Source organism: Phyllobacterium sp. YR620 (assembly GCF_900104165.1).
Taxonomy (GTDB): Bacteria; Pseudomonadota; Alphaproteobacteria; order Rhizobiales; family Rhizobiaceae; genus Phyllobacterium; species Phyllobacterium pellucidum.
In genome coordinates this window covers 1,340,989-1,361,048 of sequence record NZ_FNJP01000001.1, presented here as the reverse complement: position 1 = coordinate 1,361,048, position 20,060 = coordinate 1,340,989, and the positions used below count along the sequence as shown (strand labels likewise).

Below are 20,060 nucleotides of genomic sequence, written 5' to 3'. Positions count from 1 at the left end.
ATACTTTCCTCATCATAGTTTGGTCGCGGATCGCGAATGAAGGTCGTGCCGCAATTGCACCACACCAGGCACCCGGGCAGCCAGCTTTTCCTTTGCGCCCGATACAACCATTTGGCGATTTTGTTTTGCCTATCCCGACAGTTTGGAGAAATCCAATCTAGTGAGACGCTTTAGACGACTGTCGTTGTAGAGATATCCGCTTTTAGCTTGGAGGGTTCAGACGAAATTTAATCCTACTGAACACGGCCGGGGCGCAAAACCCTACCGGAGGACAGCCGCAAATCGTAATCTCTATCGTATTAATCGTGTAATCAATGCGTCAAGATAGGCACACGACCAAACGGAGAATCGGTTCCTCATGGCCTCCATCGACTTCGCCCAGCGCACAACCCTGGCCCGGCCCGCTCACCGATTTGTCCGGGAACGAGCGCCCGGTATCCTGCTTTTTGCAACAGCAGTCGCTTTCCACCTGGCGATCCTGTTCAACCTGCTGCCAGCCTGAGCATCCGCTCGAATTTTCCTTGCCTCTTTAATTCATTCCTGATGTGACAATGTCTGCTCCATGCCTGCTTGCGCCGATGACGTTCGGCGACCTTTCCCTCTCGAACCGCATCGTCATGGCTCCGATGACGCGCCGCCGTGCGCTGCACGGCAAGATCCCCAGCGAACTCAACGCCCTTTATTATCGCCAGCGTGCCGGCGCCGGACTGATCATTTCGGAATCGATCGAAGTCGATCCGTTCAGCACAATCGATGTTCCGACGAGGCCCGGGCTCACCAATTCAGCCCAGGAATCCGGCTGGCGCCTGGTGACTGATGCCGTTCACGGCGCCGGCGGAAAGATCTTCGCCCAATTGTCGCATATGGGACGCACGGCCCATCCTTCGCAATTGCTTGACGGCAGGCAACCGGTGGGACCATCGGCACTCGCCGCATCCGGGACTATCTACACGTCGACAGGTCCCGAGCCTTACGCCACACCGCGCGCGCTCGAAATCCCGGAAATAGGCACGATCGTCGCCGAGTTTGCGGCCGCCGCAAGACGGGCGCGATCAGCGGGTTTCGATGGTATCGAGATCCATGGCGCCAATGGCTATCTGATCGATCAGTTCTTGCGCGACGGCAGCAATATCCGGACCGATCGTTATGGCGGCTCGGTCAGTAACCGGACTCGCCTCCTCATCGAGATCATCGCTGCAACCCAGATGCATTGGCCGGCCGCCCGCGTTGGCGTCCGTCTATCCCCGACAAATACCTATCAGGGGATGAGCGACAGCGATCCTGTGGGCAATTTCGCCGGGATTGCCGCGTTGCTCGATCCGCTCGGACTGGCCTACCTTCACATCGTCGAGCCGATAGTGCAGTCGATTGGCCAGCCGCGGACATTGAAAGGCATTCGCGATGCATTCGGCGGAACGCTCATTGTTGCCGGTGGCTATGGGCGCGCTGACGCAGAAAACGTGCTGGCGTCGGGCGCTGCTGATCTCGTTGCCGTGGGCGAGGCCTTCATTGCCAACCCCGATCTGCCGGAACGGTGGCGACTGAGCGCGGGTCTTAGTGCAGCAGACAAATCCACCTTCTATACGTCCGGTGAACGAGGCTACACCGACTACCCGCCCCTGAGCGCAGTAACCGATTAGAAGATTTTTTAGAAAATTCCGGAACCAAGTTCGCGATCTCGCGTTTTAAATGTACTGGTTCCCCCAAACCAGCCCTTGGCTAACCCACAAGCCAATATGGCCCAATCCTCATGCCCCTTGAGGATTGGGCTTTCTGCATGTACCGTCCCCGGCTCAAGTGGAGGTAGAGATGTCGATTGAAAATGCCAGACATGCGATCGAAGCCGCGATCCATAGCGGTGATTTCAAAGGCATGGGCGTTGCTGTCTTTAAGGCAATCAATGCCTTGGAAGAACGAATTAAACATCTGGAAGAAGAAGTAGAGCGTCTAAAACGTTCATCGAAATAACGTTATCAGCATCTATTTCTTGAAATTTGCGATACTTGTGGTAACATTTACGCAAGTTGAGTGTAGCGGTGCCTTGAGCCTGAGCCGCACTGAAACGATGCGCGATATTTTTATCCAGAATCCAGTTTGCTAGAGCCAAATCAAGCCTCAACCCGCGAAACCCCTACCGTCAAGGCAGGGGTTTTGCTTGTGTAGGAAGAGCTGGATTGAAGGCGCATAAACCTTGCTTCCACTGCCGCTCTCCCCCCACGACAAGATACTTAATTCTCTTCTACGATGGCCTGAATATCTGTCGTCGAATGGTTCGTCAGGGTCTTGGGGATTTCGGCCACCACCCGGTCCGACACTTCCTTGTGGAACTCCTGACGCATCTCTCCCAGCATAAGCGGAGGCGCGACGATGACGAGTTTCTCAAACTCACCCTTGTGAGCGTGGGCATAGAGTGTGTCAGCGATTTCTTTGGCAAAGCGTTTTTTCGCCATTTCATGCCAATCGGTGTCGTCGACCGCCGCACGGCCAAGGCCGGGTCCGCTGGAAAATCGCCCGGGCTTGTCGGTGCCCTGCTCGCGTGTAGCCGGATTGGCCTGGCTCAACTGGTGAATGATGCCAAGCTGAACATTGTTCATATCGTTCTTGTTGCGCAGAAAAAGTGCCTTTTCTCCGTCGGCAACCAGGACCCAGGTCTGGCGGTTCAAAATGACCTTCACCATCGCGGACTCCGACTGATATGTTGTCATCTGGAATTCCTTTTTACTGGAGTTTCGTGTGGTTGGAAATGTGCACAATGACCAAGCGAGTTCTTTAGCTGATGCCTGGTGGTGGTGCGGCGAGGACGTTGGTCAACGGGTTGCGGCAGCGGAAAGTTCCTGCTTTTTTTCCGAAGTCGTTCTACTTGGCACCCCTAAGCATTTGAAAAGGAATGTAACGCAATGAAGATCGCCCTTTCGATCGTTTCGGTTCTCCTTGTGATCATGGGAGGTATCTGGGCGCTGCAGGGACTGAGCATCCTCGGCGGGAGCTTCATGGTGGGGCAGACGCGCTGGCTCTATATCGGTCTGTTGACCATGATCTTCGGAGGCGTCCTGTTTTTCGTCACGAGAAGACGCTGACGTCAGAAAAGCCGTTGGTTAATGCGGCTCCATTGGCCTTGCGTCTGGATTTGTTGAATAACGGCTGTTAGCCTCGAAATGCATGGGAGAGATCAATTTTATGACTGCACTTACTATTATCGTCGAATTCGAAACCAATGACGGCTGCGAAGAGGAATTTACTGCGATTATTCGTGAACATGCCCGCAGGACCCTCGAAGAGGAAGCGGGTTGCTTGCGATTTGAAGTGGTCAAGCCGATCGAACGCGACGGAACGCCGATCCCGAACAGGGTGATCGTCAACGAACTTTACGCAAACGAGGCGGCGGTTACGGCGCACGAGAACAATCCGCGCATGCCCAAGCTGCAGGCAATGAACGCACCGCTTCTCAAATCGCGCCGTTTGATACTGGCACAATCCCTCACTGCGCGGGCTGCCGAGGGGTTGAGGCCGCAAGAACTCAACGCCAGCAATGATGATTGAGTGGAAGCGCGCTCATTACCCGAAGGTCCAATTTCAGCCGCGTTCAAATTATGCGATGAGGGCGCGGATATTCTCGATTGCACGCGCTCTGACAACGCGTCGAAAGTACGAAACATGAAGAAACTGAGCCTGGCCCTCCTTTTGCCCTGCGCATTCGCGGTAACCAATTGCGGCGCCATGCGCTGGATGAGCCAGCCGCCCGCGCACAATTCGAGTTGCGCCGGCTGGAACAAGATCCGCCTCAAGCCTGAAACCGCGGTCTATCTTGCCAAGAACGACTTTGCTGCCGGGATTGATATCGATTCTCACAATCTCAACGGCCAGAACAATGGCTGCTGGAAATAAGCGGGCTGGCTTGCCCTTGTATATTGGCATTCGCTTACCTATCTAACTTCCAGAAATTCGCTTCTGCTTTTGACCACGGATGTACTGGCACTGGTATCGAGGCGAATTCGGAAAGGTCGGGAATTCCCGGCCTTTTTTGTTGCCTATCGCACACATGTTCACTGCAATCCGCGTCCGTCAGCGTATCCGATTGCCTTCGAGGGTGCGAACGGTCTATGAAGGTCTGGCTATCGGCCCGGCCGTCCGGTTTTGACGCCAGCGGGCCGTCTCGAGCTTGTATTGAGAGTGGGTTCCTTGAATGGACAATTTTGAGAAGTACGCTCTGGCCATCATGGTTGTGTTTGGCGCCTTGATTATCGGTGGCCTCATGGCTGTTCATATTGCCTGGGCCCACAAGGCAGGTTTTCTTTATGCCTTAGGCGCTGCGGTGGTGGCATGGTCCGCCGGCTTTGCGGTCCTGTTCGACAAGCCCCGTCTTTACGGATTGTTGCTGCTCGTCACGACCGCACTGATCACGGCCTCGGTCGTCGTACTCGTACGGTAACGCGCCCGATTCTCGGTTCGCGCATAATATGAAACCGGGCTTCATATTATCGTTTACTTTATCAAGAATAATTCTAAACTGCGGCTCAGATTCAAAGTGCATGCCTGAATCCGTGACGCTGCCAGCTGTCGGTTTTATGCGATAGTTCAGCACCGGTCCCTGGCTCAGGTTGAAAGAGAAGTAATCCGATGCGCCTGACAAGACAGACGAATTATGCAATCCGCATTCTCATGTATTGTGCTGCCAACGAGGGCAATCTGAGCCGGATCGGCGAGATCGCACAAGCATACACAGTCTCAGAACTCTTTCTTTTCAAGATCCTCCAGCCGCTGGTCGAGAACGGTTTCATCGAAACCGTACGCGGCCGCAATGGCGGCGTGAAGCTCGGCAAACCCGCGAAGGACATCACCCTCTTCGACGTGGTTCGGGTGACCGAAGAGAATTTCTCTATGGCGGAATGCTTCGACAATGATGCCGCAGACTGCCCATTGATCGACAGCTGTGGCCTTAATTCCGCGCTGCGCAAGGCGCTCAACGCGTTCTTCGAAGTCCTCGCTCAATATACGATCGAAGATATCGTGGACAAGCGCGACGTGCGCGCCCTCCTCGGTATCGACATCATCGAGAAGCGGCTGGCGGCGGCAAGCTAGCCGTACGGCTTTCTATCCAGCATTGCGTCTTTATGCGGGAGCGCACCGGTCGTGCGCCCGATCGACCAATTCTGCGTGAGCCCGACCCGGATTTTGGTTTCGCGGGGCATGCTGTGACGGACCTCCGACAGAGAAGAAGCCTATCATTAAGGCGCGTGAGACGTTTTGACACATAACCGGATTTCGAGGGGAATTTGCGGTGTAAATGACCACTGGTGGTTTAACCTGATTGAATTGGTTAGGTTATTTGTCTAGTTTAGAACTATTCTAACTGCTTGAAAACATGACATAATCTCACCACATAGATTTGACACTTATCGCGATAGCCGGTTTTATGTACCAAGCGTTACGGTGACGCATGACCTTTGATGTTTGGGCCTTGAACCCTTGCGATTGGAGGAACCATTGTCTGGTTCGATAGTATCCCCCGTTTTCGGGACAGTATTTTCAGGTCTCTGCGTACAAAACGCTTTTATTTCAATAGCTTATTTAAGCTTTGATACCAATTTGGTGTCGAAGGCCGGGGCCCTTTCTTCTCAAGAATACGGCGTCGACCCGAAATGCTAGTTTGCCATTGCAATATCATTACCGAGAAGGAAGTCGAGAATACTATCATTGAACTTCTCGACGCTGATCCGTGGCAACTCGTTGTTCCTGCAAAGGTTTACCATGCCATGAAGAAGCGGGGACGCTGCTGTGGCTGCTTCCCAAATGTCGTTGAAACCATCATAAAGGTGACGGAAGAATATCACCTCCGCCATGGTTCGGATGATTCTGTTGCAGTTTCATTCATCGACCGTGTTCGGGAATTGCGTCACCACTACGGGAGTTCACGACATGAAGGGCGACATAAAGGTCATCGAGCGGCTTAACGAAGCTTTGTTCCTCGAACTGGGGGCCGTGAATCAATATTGGCTTCACTATCGCCTGCTTGACGATTGGGGTTACACCAAGCTGGCCAAGAAAGAGCGTGAAGAATCCATCGAGGAAATGCATCACGCTGACAAGATCATCCAGCGCATCATTTTCCTCGAAGGCCATCCCAATCTGCAGTCTATCGGCGCCCTGCGCATTGGCCAGAACATCAAGGAAGTGCTCGAAGCCGATCTTGCCGGCGAATATGATGCGGTCAAATCCTACAAGAAATCGCGCGAAATCTGCGATCAGCTCGGCGACTATGTCTCCAAGGAGCTATTTGACGAACTCCTGAAGGATGAGGAAGGGCATGTCGACTTCCTCGAGACGCAGATCGATCTGTTGAACGCTATCGGCGTCGAGCGTTACGGCCAGCTCAACGCTGCTTCGGCCAACGACGTCGATTGAACCAGAATTTACCGGACACAAAAAAGGGCGCCAGCGGCGCCCTTTTCTTTTTTCGTTTAAGGCTCATTTCGGAAGCTGGTCATCAACGCCGGCAACGTAGAAATTCATGCTGAGGATGGACTTGTCGTCGGCGGTTTCACCTGCCTTCAGCCATTCGCTGCCGTCCTGCTTCTTGATCGGGCCAGTGAATGGCTTCAGTTCACCGGATGTGATCTTCGCCTGGGTTTCCTCGGCCAGCTTCTTCACGTCGTCAGGCATATTGGTGTAGGGCGCCATGACGACGAGGCCCTCATGCATGCCTTCGAAAACGTTGTGCGACTTCCAGGTGCCGTCGAGGACTGCCTTGGCGCGCTCGATGTAATATGGGCCCCAATTATCGACGATCGACGTGAGCTGTGTTTCCGGACCGAACTTTATCATGTCCGATGCCTGGCCAAACGCCTTGATCTTGCGCTCCGACGCAACCTGCATTGGCGCGGTCGAGTCCGTGTGCTGGGTAATGATATCGACGCCCTGATCGACCAGCGCCTTGGCGGCATCAGCCTCCTTGGCCGGATCGAACCAGGAATTGGCCCAGATCACCTTGATCTTGAAGTTCGGATTGACCGACTGTGCGCCAAGCATGAACGAATTGATGCCCTGCACGACTTCCGGAATTGGGAACGAGCCGATATAGCCGGCAACGCCCGTCTTCGACATCTTCGCGGCGATCACGCCTTGCACATATCGTCCCTCATAGAAGCGAGAATTGTAAACAGCGACGTTCTCGGCGGTCTTGTAGCCGGTTGCGTGCTCGAATTTCACCTTGGGGAATTTCTGCGCGACCTTGTTCGTTGCATCCATGTAGCCGAACGATGTCGTGAAGATAAGCTGATTGCCGGCGCGTGCGAGGCGCTCGATGGCACGCTCGGCATCCGCACCTTCCGGTACGTTTTCGAGGAAGGTCGTCTCGACCTTGTCGCCGAGTTCCTTTTCGAGTTGCTTGCGGCCCTGGTCGTGCTGGTAGGTCCATCCGAAATCACCGGGGGGTCCGATATAGATGAAACCGACTTTCAGTTTATCCTCGGCGTGCGCCGCACCCGCCAATGCAAAGCTGGCGACAGTCAGCGCCATCATCAATTTTTTCATTTAGGTTCACCTCTCTGTTAATGCGATATCGCGTTTCGTTTCCAGCGCCGCCCTAGCGGTCCGGTACGAAGGGTTTGCCGAGCGAAGTCGGGGTATTCATCAGCGTCAGCCGCTTGTTTCTGGAGATCAGCACGAGCACGAGGATTGTCGCAAGGTAAGGCAGCGACGACATGAACTGGGAGGGTATGCCGATACCCAGCGCCTGCGCATGCAACTGGCCGATGCTCACCGCGCCAAAAAGATAGGCGCCCGCCAGAATCCGCCATGGCCGCCACGACGCAAAGACAACGAGTGCAAGCGCGATCCAGCCCCGTCCCGCCGTCATGTTCTCCACCCATTGCGGCACATAAACCAGCGACAGCTGGCCGCCGGCGAGCCCCGCACAGGCGCCGCCAAAGAGAACCGCCAGGTAACGGATGCGGACAACGGGAACGCCAAGCGCATGCGCCGAGGTGTGATTGTCGCCGACAGCACGCAATGTAAGGCCTGCGCGGGTCCTGAACAGGAACCAGACGACGGCGATCGTCAAAAGGATTGAGATATAGAAGATCGGATCCTGGCCGAAGAGGAACTTGCCGACATAGGGAATATCGGTCAGCCCGGGAATATAGAGCGATTCCATCTTGACCCCGGGCAGGCCGACAAAGCTTTCGCCGATCATCGCCGAAGCGCCCAGGCCAAGCAGGGTCAGTGCGAGGCCGGTCGCGACCTGGTTGGTCACAAGGGTCAGCGTAAGAAACCCGAAGAGCAGCGAAAAGGCGGCGCCCGCCAAAATGGCCGCGCCCATGCCGAGCCAGGCGGATCCGGTCGTCTGGGCAACCGCAAAGCCGCAGACCGCGCCCATGATCATCATGCCTTCGACGCCGAGGTTAAGTACGCCGGAGCGTTCGACGACGAGTTCGCCGAGGGCGGCAATGAGGAGCGGCGTCGCCGCAGTCGCAACCGTTAGAAGAATGGCTTCGAACATGGACATCTCAGGCGCCCTTTGCCACGGCGTCGCCGAGACGCGTTACGAACCTTATGCGGTAGTAGATCAGCGTGTCGCTGGCCAACACGAAGAAAAGGATGATGCCCTGGAAAATGCGGGCTGACTTTTCCGATATACCGAGCGAGATCTGCGCCGCCTCGCCCCCGAGATAGGATAGTGCCAGAACCAGTCCCGCGGCAACGATGCCGAGCGGATTGAGCCGCCCGAGGAACGCGACGATGATCGCAGTGAAGCCATATCCGGGCGTAATCGTCGTCCGCAACTGGCCGACGGCGCCGGAGACTTCAGCAATGCCGGCGAGGCCCGCAAGCGCACCGGATACAAGGAAGGCAAAGAAGGTAAGCCGGCCCGCGCTGAAACCGGCAAAGCGCCCTGCCCGCGAACTGCGGCCGAGCACCTTGATCTCGAAGCCGTTGAGCGTGCGCGACAGCATGAACCAGACGACGACAGCTGCGATCAGCGCAATAATGAAGCCCCAATGCGCTCGACCCGAATCGGCCCAGATGGCCGGGAGGATAGCGCTGTCGTTGAACTGCACCGTCTCGGGAAAGTTGTAGCCTTGCGGGTTGCGCCACGGACCGCGTACCAGCCAATCGAGGAAAAGCTGCGCGACATAGACGAGCATGAGGCTCGTCAGGATCTCGTTGGTATTGAAACGTACCTTGAGATAGGCCGGGATCGTCGCATATGCCATTCCACCCGCCATGCTGAATAGCAGCATCAACGGCAGAACGTACCAGCCTTGAAAATCCGGAAACATTACCGGAAGGATCGATCCGGCTATCCCGCCTGCGATCAGCTGACCTTCGGCGCCGATGTTCCAGTTGTTCGAAAGGAAGCAGACCGACAAGCCGACTGCAATCAGGATAAGCGGCGCGGCTTTCACCAATAATTCGTGGATCGACCAGACCTCGGTGAGCGGCTCGACGAAATAGGAATAGAGCGCCGCAAATGGATTCTTGCCGAGCAACGAGAAAAGAATTGCTCCAGCAATGACCGTGAGAAACAGGGCGATGAAGGGCGACAGCGCACTGAAAAGCACCGAGTGTTGCGGGCGTCTGACGATTTCTATCCGCATCATGCTGCCCCTGCACTCGCCAGGGGTGCGGCGTGCTCGGCACCGCCCATCATCAAGCCGACGCGTTCGCGGTTCATGGCTTCGATAGGCACGGATTCAGAAAGCCGGCCATGCACCATCGCGGCGATGCGGTCGGAAATTTCGAAAAGCTCATCGAGGTCCTGGCTGATCACAATCACGGCCGAGCCGCTCCTGGCAAGGTCGACGAGCGCCTGGCGGATATGCGCGGCCGCGCCGGCGTCCACGCCCCATGTCGGCTGGTTGACGATCATCACTGAAGGGTTGCGATCAAGCTCGCGGCCGATCAGGAACTTCTGCAGGTTTCCGCCAGAAAGCGCTGACGCATCGGGGTTTTCTGCGCTTTTGCGGACGTCCATGCGGCCTATGATGCGCTTAGCCGCCGAGGCAAGACTGGACTCTGCGACGAGCTTGAGCGCGCCGCCGGTAAGAAATACCTTACGATCCGTCGCATGGCGCGAAAGAAGGAGATTGTTGGTCAGCGACATATCTGGCACAGCACCATGGCCGAGGCGCTCTTCCGGCACGAAAGCGGCACCAAGCTTGCGCCGGGCCGAAATACCGATCCTGCCAGCATCCTTGCCGCGAAGCCGGATTACGTCGGGCCGCTCCTGCAGAACCTCCCCGGAAATTGCCTCGAACAATTCGCCCTGCCCGTTTCCGGCGACACCTGCGATGCCGAGGATTTCGCCAGCCTGGACGGCAAGGCGGATATCGTGCAGCGAAACCGAAAAGGGGCCGCGCGGCCGCTGCGACAATCCGTTGACCTCGACAAGCGGCAGGCTCTGTTCAGCAGATTTTTGCACCGGACTACGCTCGATGACGTGGATGTCGCTGCCTACCATCATCCGCGCCAGAGATGCGGCTGTCTCGGCCCGGGGGTCGCATTGACCCACAACTTTGCCGTGCCGAAGAACGGTTGCCCGATCGCACAGGCGCCGGACCTCCTCCAGCCGGTGGCTGATATAGAGAATGGATTTTCCTTCAGAGCGAAGCCGTTCCAGTGTCACGAAAAGCAGGTCTGCTTCCTGTGGTGTCAGCACCGATGTCGGTTCGTCCAGAATGATAAGGTCAGGGTTTTGTAACAGGCAGCGAATGATCTCGATTCGCTGCCGCTCACCGACGGAAAGGTCGCCGACAAGCGCATAGGGATCGACCGGCAACCCATAGGCATCGCCGATTTCGCGAGCACGCGCGGCGATCGTATCGAGCGGCGTTTTTTCGTCGAGCGAAAGGGCGATATTCTCTGCTGCAGTCAGCGCATCAAAGAGCGAAAAATGCTGGAAAACCATACCGATACCGAGCGATCTTCCCATGGCTGGATTGGTCACCGTGACAGCGTTTCCCTTCCAGGAAATGCTGCCGGAACTTGGCTGCAATGCGCCAAACAGCATCTTCACCAGCGTCGATTTTCCAGCGCCGTTCTCGCCGAGCAGCGAGTGAATCTCGCCGGCGCTAATTCTCAGGTCGATTTCGTCGCAGGCTTTGAGTGTGCCGAAAATTTTGGTGAGCTTGTCAGCTTCCAGTAGCGCTGTTTCAGAGCCGTCTATTCTTTTTTGTGTCATCGTTCCCCGCGGCCAAGACCGTTCCTGATCCTATGCTACCCCGGCCAAACTTGGAAAGTGCAAAACGAGTGGTTGCGGCCATTTGCGCACATTAATCGTGCACGAACATCAGAGGCTTAAGGAATGAGCACGGTCGTGCCGGTCGTCTTACGGGCTTCAAGGTCGCGGTGAGCATTGGCGACATCCTTCAGCGGGTAGGTCCGGCCGACTTCAATACGGATGACGCCCTTTGCAACGAGGTCGAAAAGTTCGTTGGCACCGCTTTCGAGCGCCTCGCGCGCGGCGACGTAGACGAAGAGCGTCGGACGCGTAAGGTAGAGCGATCCCTTGCGCGAGAGAATGCCCAGGTCGAATGGCGGCACCGGTCCGGATGACTGACCAAAACACACGATCATTCCGCGCGGCCGCAGGCAATCCAGCGAGCCGTCGAACGTGTCCTTGCCGACGGAGTCGTAGACGACATCGACGCCTTTGCCGCCGGTCAGCTCTTTCACCCGCTCCACAAAATTCTCACTGCGGTAATTGATGACATGGTCGTAGCCATGATCGAGGGCGAGCTTCACCTTGTCTTCTGAACCGGCGGTGCCGATGACCGTCGCGCCAAGATGTCTTGCCCATTGTCCAGCGATGAGACCGACGCCGCCGGCAGCCGCGTGAAAGAGGATCGTGTCACCTTTTTTCACCGGGAAAGTCTGGCGCAAAAGGTACTGGGCCGTAAGGCCCTTAAGCATCATCGCTGCCGCTTGTTGCAGCGGAATTTCATCCGGGACTTTGACAAGGCGATCGGCCGGAATGAGCCGCTCTTGCGCATAAGCACCGATCGGACCGGTGTAGGCGACGCGGTCGCCGGGCTTCAGCCATCCGGCACCTTCGCCAACGGCAAGCACAACGCCGGCGCCCTCGTGGCCTGGAATCAGCGGCAGCGGAGTCGGCGACGGGTAGAGACCCGTTCGATAATAGACATCGAGAAAGTTAAGGCCGATCGCTTCATTTCGGATGCGCACCTCGCCCGGTCCTGGCGCCCCAACCGAAACATCTTCGTAAGTCAATGCTTCCGGCCCGCCGGTTTGATGAATACGAACAGCCTTGACCATCACGCTTTCTCCGTCCGCCCCAAATTGGGGAACAACTGCATTACGGCGCCGATGAAAAAAAGATAGATCCCCGTAACGGAAATGCCAATGCGCACCCAAAGCGGCGAATCAAGTTCTTGAAACAGCGAGAACGCCCCAAAGCCGCACCAGAGGAAAAATATCGTCAGATTGAGGTTGCGCAAACGCTGCACGCGCACCGGATGCAGGAAATAGATCGGCAGGAATGAAACGATTGCGGCAACGAGAACGATTGCAAAAGCCACCCATTCGCCGGGCCGCACGATGAACAAGGTGAAAACAATCATGTTCCAGACAACCGGGAACCCTTTGAAGAAGTTCTCCTTCGTCTTCATGCCTGTGTCAGCGTAGTAGATAGCGCTCGATACGACGATGATGGCCGCTGCGAGAAACGACAGGCCCTCGCCCATGAAGCCGCGCTGGTAGAGCGCGAAGGCGGGGATGAGCACATAGGTCATGTAGTCGATGATATTGTCGAGGAGCTCTCCCGACCAATTGGGCAGGACGTACTTGACTTCCAGCTTGCGGGCGATCGGACCATCGATGCCGTCAACGAACAAGGCAAGTCCGAGCCACCAGAACATGGCGGTCCAGCTTTCCTCGCTGGCGGCGACGACGGAAAGAAACGCCAGAAACGAACCGGACGCCGTCAACAGATGGACCGAGAAAGCCTTTGCTTGCGGCGCCGTCACTTTCTTGGGCTTGACGCCCTTGGGCATGGTAGGTTTTTTCAAGGGTCCGCGCCAATCTGCTGCATCACAATTAAACGCCTGCCGTTATATCTTGGCAACGACGAACGATTTGCGATCAGCTTTTCTTGAAATTGGCTGAAAGCGCAAGCAATGAAACTCATATAAACTGTTGAAAGCCCCGCACGGGCCCGCAAATGGGAGACAGATATGACCAGCACCAGAACCGATCCGATCGTCATTGCCGGAGCTGGGCACGTCGGGCTGATTGCGGCGATCGCCACGGCCCGCTCGTTCGACAATGTCGTCAGCCTCGGCGTCGTGCCTGAAGCCTCCGACAAGCGCACCACTGCGCTGATGATGCCAGCCATCAAGTTCCTGGAAAAGATCGGCCTGTGGGAAGCGATCGAACCGCACGCAGCCCCGATTACCACGATGCGCATCCTCGACGGCACGCAGCGTCTGATCCGCAGCCCTGCCGTCACGTTCGAGGCCAGCGAGATTGATGAACCGGCATTTGGTTACAATATTCCCAATGTGACACTGACGTCGGTCCTTGCTGACGCACTTAAGCATTCAGGCGCGAGGCACATTGCTGCCTCGGCCAGCCACTACCACCCGAGCGACGACGCAATTACGGTGGAAGCCAATGATGGCTCGAGCATTACTGCGAACATTGTGATTGCGGCGGATGGCCGGTCCTCACTTGCCCGCGAGGCGGCAGGCATTTCCGCCCGGACCTGGTCATACAACCAGACGGCCATCGTCTTGAGCTTCAGCCACACGCGCGACCACCACGACATTTCGACGGAGTTCCACACCGAGCACGGACCGTTCACGCAGGTCCCGCTCCAGGGGAAGCGGTCGAGCCTCGTATGGGTGACGACGCCGGCGCACGCGGTTGAACTGCTTGAACTCACCCGCGACCAGCTCGCAATGCGGGTGGAAGAGCGCATGCAGTCCATGCTCGGCGCAGTGACCATTGATGTCGATCCGCAAAGCTGGCCGCTCTCCGGCCTGGTTCCGACATCGTTCGCTCGAAATCGCGTGTTTCTCGCCGGCGAATCCGCTCATGTTTTCCCGCCCATAGGCGCGCAAGGTCTCAACCTCGGCGTAAGGGACGTCGAGACCCTGCTCGAGACCTTCCCGACCGACGGGGCCGATCTCGGCTCGTCACGGGTCATCTCGACCTATAACCGCAAGCGCAGCCCTGACATCTTTGCGCGGACGGGTGCGGTCGATGCACTGAACAGATCGCTCTTGTCTGATTTCCTTCCAGTGCAGATGGTCCGCAGTGGGGGCCTGGAGTTGTTGCGGGTGTTTTCGCCCCTGCGCGGCTTCGTCATGCGTGAAGGGCTTCGTCCGGGCAGCGGCTTCCGCTTTACGCGCAAGCACACTGCCCCTGAACATTAGGCAAGAACGAAGTCGTAAAGCAGCTTCACATTGAGTACGGCGATCACGATCGCAATGATGACGGCAAACGTGGTCAGCCAGCGCGGTGAGACCAAAGCGCCCATCTTGGCCTTGCTTGCCGTGAACATGACGAGTGGGAACACTGCAAATGACAGTTGCAGGCTGAGCACCACCTGGGTGAGTACGAGCAGCTTCGCCGTTCCGCTTTCGCCATACCAGATCGTCACGATCGCAGCTGGGATAATCGCAATCGCGCGGGTTATCAGCCTGCGCAACCATGGTGCGAGCTTGATGTGGAGAAAGCCCTCCATGACGATCTGACCAGCAAGCGTGGCTGTGACCGTCGAGTTGATGCCGCAGCACAAGAGCGCAATGCCGAACAGGGTGGGCGCGATCGCAAGACCGAGCAAGGGCGCAAGCAGGGAATGTGCTTCGCCAAGTTCCGCAACCTCCGTGCGGCCGGTCGTATGGAAGGTCGCTGCGGCGAGGATCAGGATCGAAGCGTTGATAAGAAGTGCAAACATCAGCGCCGCGGTCGAATCGATCGTAGCATATTTCAGCGCCTGCCGTTTCTCGGGCAGCGTATCGCCGTAGGCGCGCGTCTGCACGATCCCCGAATGCAGGTAGAGATTGTGCGGCATCACCGTGGCGCCGAGGATACCCAGTGCCAGATACAGCATTTCCGGATTGGTCACGATTTCAGTCGTCGGGGCAAAGCCCTTGATCACGGCGCCCCATTCAGGATCGGCAAGAAAAATCTGGATGCCGAAGCAGACAGCAATCACGCCAAGCAGCGTAATGATCAACGCTTCCACCCAGCGGAAGCCCAACTTCTGAAGGTACAGGATAAGGAAAACATCGAGCGCAGTGATGAGGACGCCGATTTCGAGTGGAATGCCAAAAATAAGATTGAGGCCGATCGCCGTGCCAATGACTTCCGCAATATCGGTTGCGATGATGGCGATTTCCGCAAGGAACCACAGCGTATAGGCAACGGGCTTTGGAAATGCATCCCGGCAAGCCTGCGCAAGGTCCCTGCCCGATCCGATCGCCAAACGCGCGCAGAGAGCCTGCAGAACGATCGCCATGATGTTGGAGATCAGCGCGACAACAAGCAGCGAATAGCCAAACTTCGAACCACCGGCGAGCGATGTCGCCCAATTGCCGGGATCCATGTAGCCGACCGCCACCAGATAGCCTGGCCCAACAAATGCCGCGGCACGCCGCCAGCCCGGTCCGGTCGAGCGCACAGCGACCGAACGATGAACGTCGGACAAAGATGCCTCGCCCCGGGCATGCCGCCATCCAGCGGCCGCCGGGGTGTGCTGCGCTAGCTGATCCATGAATTCTCCGAAACGCAATTGCAAATCATTCGCAACTATATAAACAGATGGACGCCACAGCCGCAAGGGGGTGGCGCACAAAACTTTAGAATTGATACAAACTAGCTAGCCGATAGCGAGCAGCCGGGCGCGAAGGGGACTACAGGTGCGGAGCTATGAAGGCTCAACCAACCAGTCCATGTGTCATGGCGTAGAGCCAAAGTGTCAATGTTACGATCGAAAATAGGGTGGTCGCGAGCACCGAACTCGACGCGCGCTCGACCCAGACCCCGTATTGCTGGGCTATGACGAAGACATTCGTCGCGGTTGGCAAGGCCGCCATGAGCATTGCCGTATAGACCCATACCGGTGGGAAATCGCCGGCCAGGTGCAAGACGCAGTAAATCAGTATGGGCTGGACGACGAGCTTCAGCGGAACAATCAGATAGAGTTCCTTCGGCACACGTCGCAAGGGACGCAGCGCCAGCGTCGCGCCCATGGCGAAGAGCGCGCAGGGCGCCGCCGCACGGGCGAGAAAATCGATCATACGGTCGACCGCCACAGGCGGCTCCAGTCCCGTGATGGCCGCGCCTACCCCGAAAATGGTGGCGATTATGAAAGGGTGGCCGAATATCTTCTTGAGCACCCCGACGGCGAGATCGCGCGGCGAGCGCTTGTCGTTGCCGGAAAGCGCCATCATCAACGGCGCCATCACGAAATGCAACGTGTTGTCAAAGCAGAAGATGAGTGCGACCGGGACAGCTGCCGGCGCACCGAAAGCAAGGATCGCCAGCGCCGGGCCCATGAAGCCAATATTGCCGTAGGCCGCCGCGAGCCCCTGAATGGTGCTCTCGTCAATGCGGCGTGTGCGCACGAAAGCGACCACATACATTGCCATGAAGATCAGGAAGGTCGATGCGGTGCAGCCAATGATAAAGCCCCACTGCGTCAATTCGGCCACCGGCGTCTTCGACAAAATCTGGAAAAACAGCGCCGGAAGCGCCACATAGACGATGAACGTATTCATCCACCCGAGCGCCTCGAGCGGCTGATGTTTTACCTTGGCCACGAAAAAGCCAAGAAAAATCAGCCCAAAGAAAGGTAAGACCAGGTTGAATACATCAAGCATAAGCAGGCTTTGAGGTTTGCCGCGCCGGAAACAAGAGCAAGGACGCTTTAGGCTCGCGGGATTGGACAGAAACGGATATCTATCCTGAATGACGATGATAAAACAGATACGGCATGCCAAATTTCAGATCGGTCAGGTCGTCAGCCACCGCATTTTTGCGTTTCGTGGCGTGATTTTCGACGTTGATCCCGAGTTCAGCAACACCGAAGAATGGTATCAGTCCATTCCCGAAGAGATCAGGCCGCATCGCGACCAGCCCTTCTACCATCTCTTCGCCGAGAACTCCGAGACAGAATACGTGGCCTATGTTTCGGAGCAAAACCTCGTTGCCGATACGACCGGAACACCTTTGCGCCACCCGCAGATCAAGAACGTGTTCGAAAAGATCGAGGGTGGCGTCTATCGGGTCAAGCGGCCGCATCTCAACTAACACCCCACACCGAATCCGGACAATAAAAAAGGGACGCGTCACCGCGTCCCTTTTTTGTGTGCGCTAACTGATCAGTTGCCGGCTTTCGCCTTTTCCTGTTCGGCCTTCATCTTGTCTTCAAATTCCTTCTGGCGCTTCTGAACTTCGCTCTGCAGCGTCTTCTGGCGCTGTTCGAGTTCGTTCTGCTGCAGGCCGGGGCCGTCATAGGCCTGGCTGAAGCCGGTCAGAGCGACATTGATCGGGTTAGGCTTGTTCTGGAAGTTGACCGAAGTCAGCGTCAACTGGTTGCCCTTCTTGAAGGAGTTGAGCAGATCGTCCGACAAGGCGACTTCCGAAATGCAACGATCCGGGAAGCAGATCGCGTACTCGATCTTCTGGGTCTTGCCGCCATTGATCTGGAGGCCGACGCCCGGAGGAATGAGACGGCCGGTCGGAACCGATACCTGGAAGATCTTGCGGTTGATCTTGCCCTTGATCTCGATGAGGTTGACCGCGGTCAGGAGCTGGCCGCTATCGGCAGTCACGATGTTCTGGGTGTTGCAGATATCGTTTTCTTCCTGCTTGGAGCAGACCTTGAACCAACCTTGCGGCGCTCTCTGCTGCTGGGCTGCTGCTGGTACTGCCGCGGCGGCGAGCAATGCGATGGCACCAGCGAATGATGCGGTTGCCGCGATGGACTTCGGGTTGGACATGGTCAACTGGTTCCTTTCAGCGCACTTATCCTAAGTGTATCTCGATCATCTTTATTTGCCTGTCTGGCTTTGGTTGCCAAATGCGGCAAGAGAGTGACCCTTTGAATATCGAAGGCCGTGTTACACTGCATGTTCTCTCAAATCCAGCCACCTTTTGGACTAGTTGGGGATTCCCCTCGAGGATTTACGGCGCACGCCGCAGAATCGTCGTCAAGTGGTAGTCTCTGTCACGAATCAGAATGAATTCCCGGCTTCCGGGAATGCTAGGTCGAGACGATGTTGAAGAAAACTACCCAGGCGCTGGCTATACTTGCCACGATTTGTTGTACCACAAGCGGCGCATTTGCCGAACCGAGGCATGGAATCGCCATGCACGGAGAACCGGCCCTGCCCGCGGACTACAAGCATTTCCCCTATGTCAATCCGGATGCCCCCAAGGAAGGCTCGATCACCTATGGTGTCGTCGGCACGTTTGACAGCCTCAACCCGTTCCTGGTCAAGAGCATGCGGACATACGCGCGTGGCCTGTTCAGCGACGGCGAGTTCGGCGATCTCGTCTATGAATCGCTGATGCAACGCAACGCCCATGAGCCGTTCACCATGTATGGCCTGCTCGCTGAAAAAGTCGAAACCGACGATGAGCGAACCTGGGTCGAATTTACGCTGAATCCCAAAGCAAAATGGTCTGATGGCGAGCCGGTTACGCCCGACGACGTGATATTCACCTTCGACCTGCTGACAAAAAAGGGCCGCCCACCCTTCAGCGGCCGGATGAAGCTCATTTCGAAGATCGAGCAGATTGGTGAGCGCGGCATTCGCTTTACGTTCAACGACCAGGCCAACCGGGAATTTCCGCTGATCCTCTCGTTAATGCCAGTTCTTCCCAAACATGCCATCAACATCGATACGTTCGACAGTTCGCCTCTCTCGATTCCTGTGGGCAGCGGACCCTATACGGTCTCACAGGTGCAGCCGGGTCAGCGCATCGTCTACAAGCGCAATCCGGATTATTGGGGGAAAGATGTGCCGAGCCGCATCGGCTTCAATAATTTCGACACGGTGACCGTTGAATATTTCCGCAACGACCAGGCGCAGTTCGAAGCCTTCAAGAAGGGCGTTTTCGATGTGTTCCTCGAGGGCGATCCCAACAAGTGGGCGACTTCATATGACTTCCCGGCCATACGCGATGGCCGGGTTATCAAGGATACATTCGAAAAACACTCGCCTGCCAACATGTTCGGGTTTCTTTTCAACACGCGCCGCCCGAAATTTCAGGATCGAGCGGTTCGTCAGGCGCTGGCACTGATGTTCGATTTCGAATGGGCGAACCGCAACCTCTATGCCGGACGTTACCGGCGGCTCGGCAGCTATTGGCAAGGATCGGAACTTTCGGCGCTGGGACGTCCTGCCGATGCTATGGAGCGCGAGTGGCTTGCGCCCTTTACGGATTCTCTCCAGCCGGACGTGATGGACGGTTCGTTCGTGCCGCCGCAAACAGACGGCACGGGGCGCGACCGCAAGGAAATGAAGCGTGCCTTCGATATCCTGACCGAGCGGGGCTACAGGATCGAAAACGAACGGATGCTCGATCCACACGGAACTCCCCTCACCTTCGAAATCATGACGCGATCCGTTGGCGAGGAACGCTTGGGTCTTGCCTATAAGCGCACCCTTGAGCGGCTTGGTATCGGCGTCACCATCAGGACCGTCGATGACGCCCAGTACCAGAAACGGCTGCAGACCTTCGATTATGACATGATACTCGGCGCCTATGCGAGTTCGCTGTCACCCGGCTATGAGCAATTTTACCGTTGGGGCAGCCAGTCGAAGGATGTCGAAGGCAGTTTCAATTATGCCGGCGTTGCCAATCCGGCCATCGATGCCCTCCTCGACAAGATGCTGGCGGTACGCGGACAGGAAGAGTTTACCAGCACGGTCCGCGCTCTCGACAGGCTTTTGATCTCTGGCCATTATATGATTCCGATCTATTATCAGCCGGAGCAATGGGTTGCGCGGTGGTCGCACCTGCAACATCCCGAAAAGACCTCCCTCGTGGGAAACCAGCTGAACACATGGTGGTCTGACAAACGATAG

23 protein-coding genes are annotated in these 20,060 nt (G+C 56.6%); 13 read left to right on the top strand and 10 right to left on the bottom strand.

The features are described from left to right. Positions 1-358: 358 nt before the first annotated feature. From BLR72_RS22400 to BLR72_RS22395, 3 genes are all read left to right on the top strand, one after another. Positions 359-502, top strand: coding sequence for a hypothetical protein (locus BLR72_RS22400; protein WP_175492282.1), 144 nt, complete (start codon positions 359-361; stop codon positions 500-502). Between the two features lie 49 nt (positions 503-551). Next, the gene (locus tag BLR72_RS06455) at positions 552-1,640 is read left to right on the top strand and encodes an alkene reductase (protein WP_091946184.1); all 1,089 of its coding nucleotides are present in this window, start codon (positions 552-554) and stop codon (positions 1,638-1,640) included. A 169-nt stretch (positions 1,641-1,809) separates the two neighbouring features. Continuing rightward, on the top strand, positions 1,810-1,968 hold the full coding sequence (locus BLR72_RS22395) for a hypothetical protein (protein ID WP_153667455.1): 159 nt from the start codon (positions 1,810-1,812) through the stop codon (positions 1,966-1,968). A 260-nt stretch (positions 1,969-2,228) separates the two neighbouring features. Here the strand turns inward: BLR72_RS22395 and BLR72_RS06450 are convergent, their stop codons facing one another. Next, entirely contained in the window at positions 2,229-2,705 is a 477-nt protein-coding gene (locus BLR72_RS06450) for a host attachment family protein (protein ID WP_244506626.1), read from the bottom strand. 192 nt (positions 2,706-2,897) lie between these two features. Here BLR72_RS06450 and BLR72_RS06445 point away from each other — a divergent pair, with 192 nt between their 5' ends. From BLR72_RS06445 to bfr, 7 genes are all read left to right on the top strand, one after another. Further along, positions 2,898-3,077, top strand: coding sequence for a hypothetical protein (locus BLR72_RS06445; protein ID WP_091922863.1), 180 nt, complete (start codon positions 2,898-2,900; stop codon positions 3,075-3,077). Between the two features lie 100 nt (positions 3,078-3,177). After that, positions 3,178-3,540, top strand: coding sequence for a putative quinol monooxygenase (locus tag BLR72_RS06440; RefSeq protein ID WP_091946694.1), 363 nt, complete (start codon positions 3,178-3,180; stop codon positions 3,538-3,540). A gap of 114 nt (positions 3,541-3,654) precedes the next feature. Then, positions 3,655-3,885, top strand: a complete 231-nt coding sequence (locus BLR72_RS06435; RefSeq protein WP_036815271.1) for a hypothetical protein — start codon at positions 3,655-3,657, stop codon at positions 3,883-3,885. Positions 3,886-4,183: 298 nt separating this feature from the next. Continuing rightward, complete coding sequence (locus BLR72_RS06430; RefSeq protein ID WP_027233260.1) at positions 4,184-4,429, top strand: hypothetical protein; 246 nt, start codon at positions 4,184-4,186, stop codon at positions 4,427-4,429. Positions 4,430-4,617: 188 nt separating this feature from the next. Further along, positions 4,618-5,079 carry an iron-responsive transcriptional regulator RirA gene (gene rirA / locus BLR72_RS06425; RefSeq protein WP_091946180.1) on the top strand — a complete coding sequence of 154 codons (462 nt, stop codon included), beginning with the start codon at positions 4,618-4,620 and terminating at the stop codon, positions 5,077-5,079. A 560-nt stretch (positions 5,080-5,639) separates the two neighbouring features. Beyond that, entirely contained in the window at positions 5,640-5,951 is a 312-nt protein-coding gene (locus tag BLR72_RS06420) for a (2Fe-2S)-binding protein (protein WP_091946177.1), read from the top strand. Continuing rightward, entirely contained in the window at positions 5,917-6,402 is a 486-nt protein-coding gene (gene bfr, locus BLR72_RS06415) for a bacterioferritin (RefSeq protein ID WP_027233257.1), read from the top strand. Before BLR72_RS06420 ends, bfr begins: the two co-directional genes overlap by 35 nt. A 63-nt stretch (positions 6,403-6,465) precedes the next feature. Here the strand turns inward: bfr and BLR72_RS06410 are convergent, their stop codons facing one another. From BLR72_RS06410 to pcsA, 6 genes are all read right to left on the bottom strand, one after another. Continuing rightward, positions 6,466-7,530, bottom strand: coding sequence for a BMP family ABC transporter substrate-binding protein (locus tag BLR72_RS06410; RefSeq protein WP_091946175.1), 1,065 nt, complete (start codon positions 7,528-7,530; stop codon positions 6,466-6,468). A gap of 52 nt (positions 7,531-7,582) precedes the next feature. Further along, positions 7,583-8,503, bottom strand: a complete 921-nt coding sequence (locus BLR72_RS06405) for an ABC transporter permease (RefSeq protein ID WP_175492281.1) — start codon at positions 8,501-8,503, stop codon at positions 7,583-7,585. 1 nt (position 8,504) lies between these two features. Next, positions 8,505-9,596 carry an ABC transporter permease gene (locus tag BLR72_RS06400; RefSeq protein ID WP_091946688.1) on the bottom strand — a complete coding sequence of 364 codons (1,092 nt, stop codon included), beginning with the start codon at positions 9,594-9,596 and terminating at the stop codon, positions 8,505-8,507. Beyond that, positions 9,596-11,179: an ABC transporter ATP-binding protein gene (locus BLR72_RS06395; RefSeq protein ID WP_091946172.1), complete on the bottom strand. Its 1,584-nt coding sequence runs from the start codon at positions 11,177-11,179 to the stop codon at positions 9,596-9,598. The genes BLR72_RS06400 and BLR72_RS06395 overlap by 1 nt, the downstream gene beginning before the upstream one ends. A 116-nt stretch (positions 11,180-11,295) precedes the next feature. Next, entirely contained in the window at positions 11,296-12,273 is a 978-nt protein-coding gene (locus BLR72_RS06390) for a quinone oxidoreductase family protein (protein ID WP_091946169.1), read from the bottom strand. Then, positions 12,273-13,010: a phosphatidylcholine synthase gene (gene pcsA / locus BLR72_RS06385; protein ID WP_036815269.1), complete on the bottom strand. Its 738-nt coding sequence runs from the start codon at positions 13,008-13,010 to the stop codon at positions 12,273-12,275. Before pcsA ends, BLR72_RS06390 begins: the two co-directional genes overlap by 1 nt. Positions 13,011-13,190: 180 nt before the next feature. On the opposite strand from pcsA, the gene BLR72_RS06380 reads away from it, so the two are divergent. Then, positions 13,191-14,393 (top strand): UbiH/UbiF family hydroxylase, encoded by a 1,203-nt coding sequence (locus BLR72_RS06380; protein ID WP_091946167.1) that lies wholly within the window; start codon positions 13,191-13,193, stop codon positions 14,391-14,393. Here the strand turns inward: BLR72_RS06380 and BLR72_RS06375 are convergent. Continuing rightward, positions 14,390-15,736, bottom strand: coding sequence for an Nramp family divalent metal transporter (locus BLR72_RS06375; RefSeq protein ID WP_091946164.1), 1,347 nt, complete (start codon positions 15,734-15,736; stop codon positions 14,390-14,392). The two genes, BLR72_RS06380 and BLR72_RS06375, sit on opposite strands and share 4 nt — an antisense overlap. Positions 15,737-15,899: 163 nt before the next feature. Next, positions 15,900-16,844, bottom strand: coding sequence for an AEC family transporter (locus tag BLR72_RS06370; RefSeq protein ID WP_091946161.1), 945 nt, complete (start codon positions 16,842-16,844; stop codon positions 15,900-15,902). 94 nt (positions 16,845-16,938) lie between these two features. On the opposite strand from BLR72_RS06370, the gene hspQ reads away from it, so the two are divergent. Next, on the top strand, positions 16,939-17,274 hold the full coding sequence (gene hspQ, locus BLR72_RS06365; RefSeq protein WP_091946685.1) for a heat shock protein HspQ: 336 nt from the start codon (positions 16,939-16,941) through the stop codon (positions 17,272-17,274). Between the two features lie 71 nt (positions 17,275-17,345). Here the strand turns inward: hspQ and BLR72_RS06360 are convergent, their stop codons facing one another. Further along, a complete protein-coding gene (locus tag BLR72_RS06360; RefSeq protein ID WP_027233247.1) occupies positions 17,346-17,966 on the bottom strand; it encodes an invasion associated locus B family protein in 621 nt (206 codons plus the stop codon). Between the two features lie 369 nt (positions 17,967-18,335). Between BLR72_RS06360 and BLR72_RS06355 the strand changes: the two genes are divergently transcribed. Continuing rightward, positions 18,336-20,060, top strand: a complete 1,725-nt coding sequence (locus BLR72_RS06355) for an extracellular solute-binding protein (RefSeq protein ID WP_244506625.1) — start codon at positions 18,336-18,338, stop codon at positions 20,058-20,060.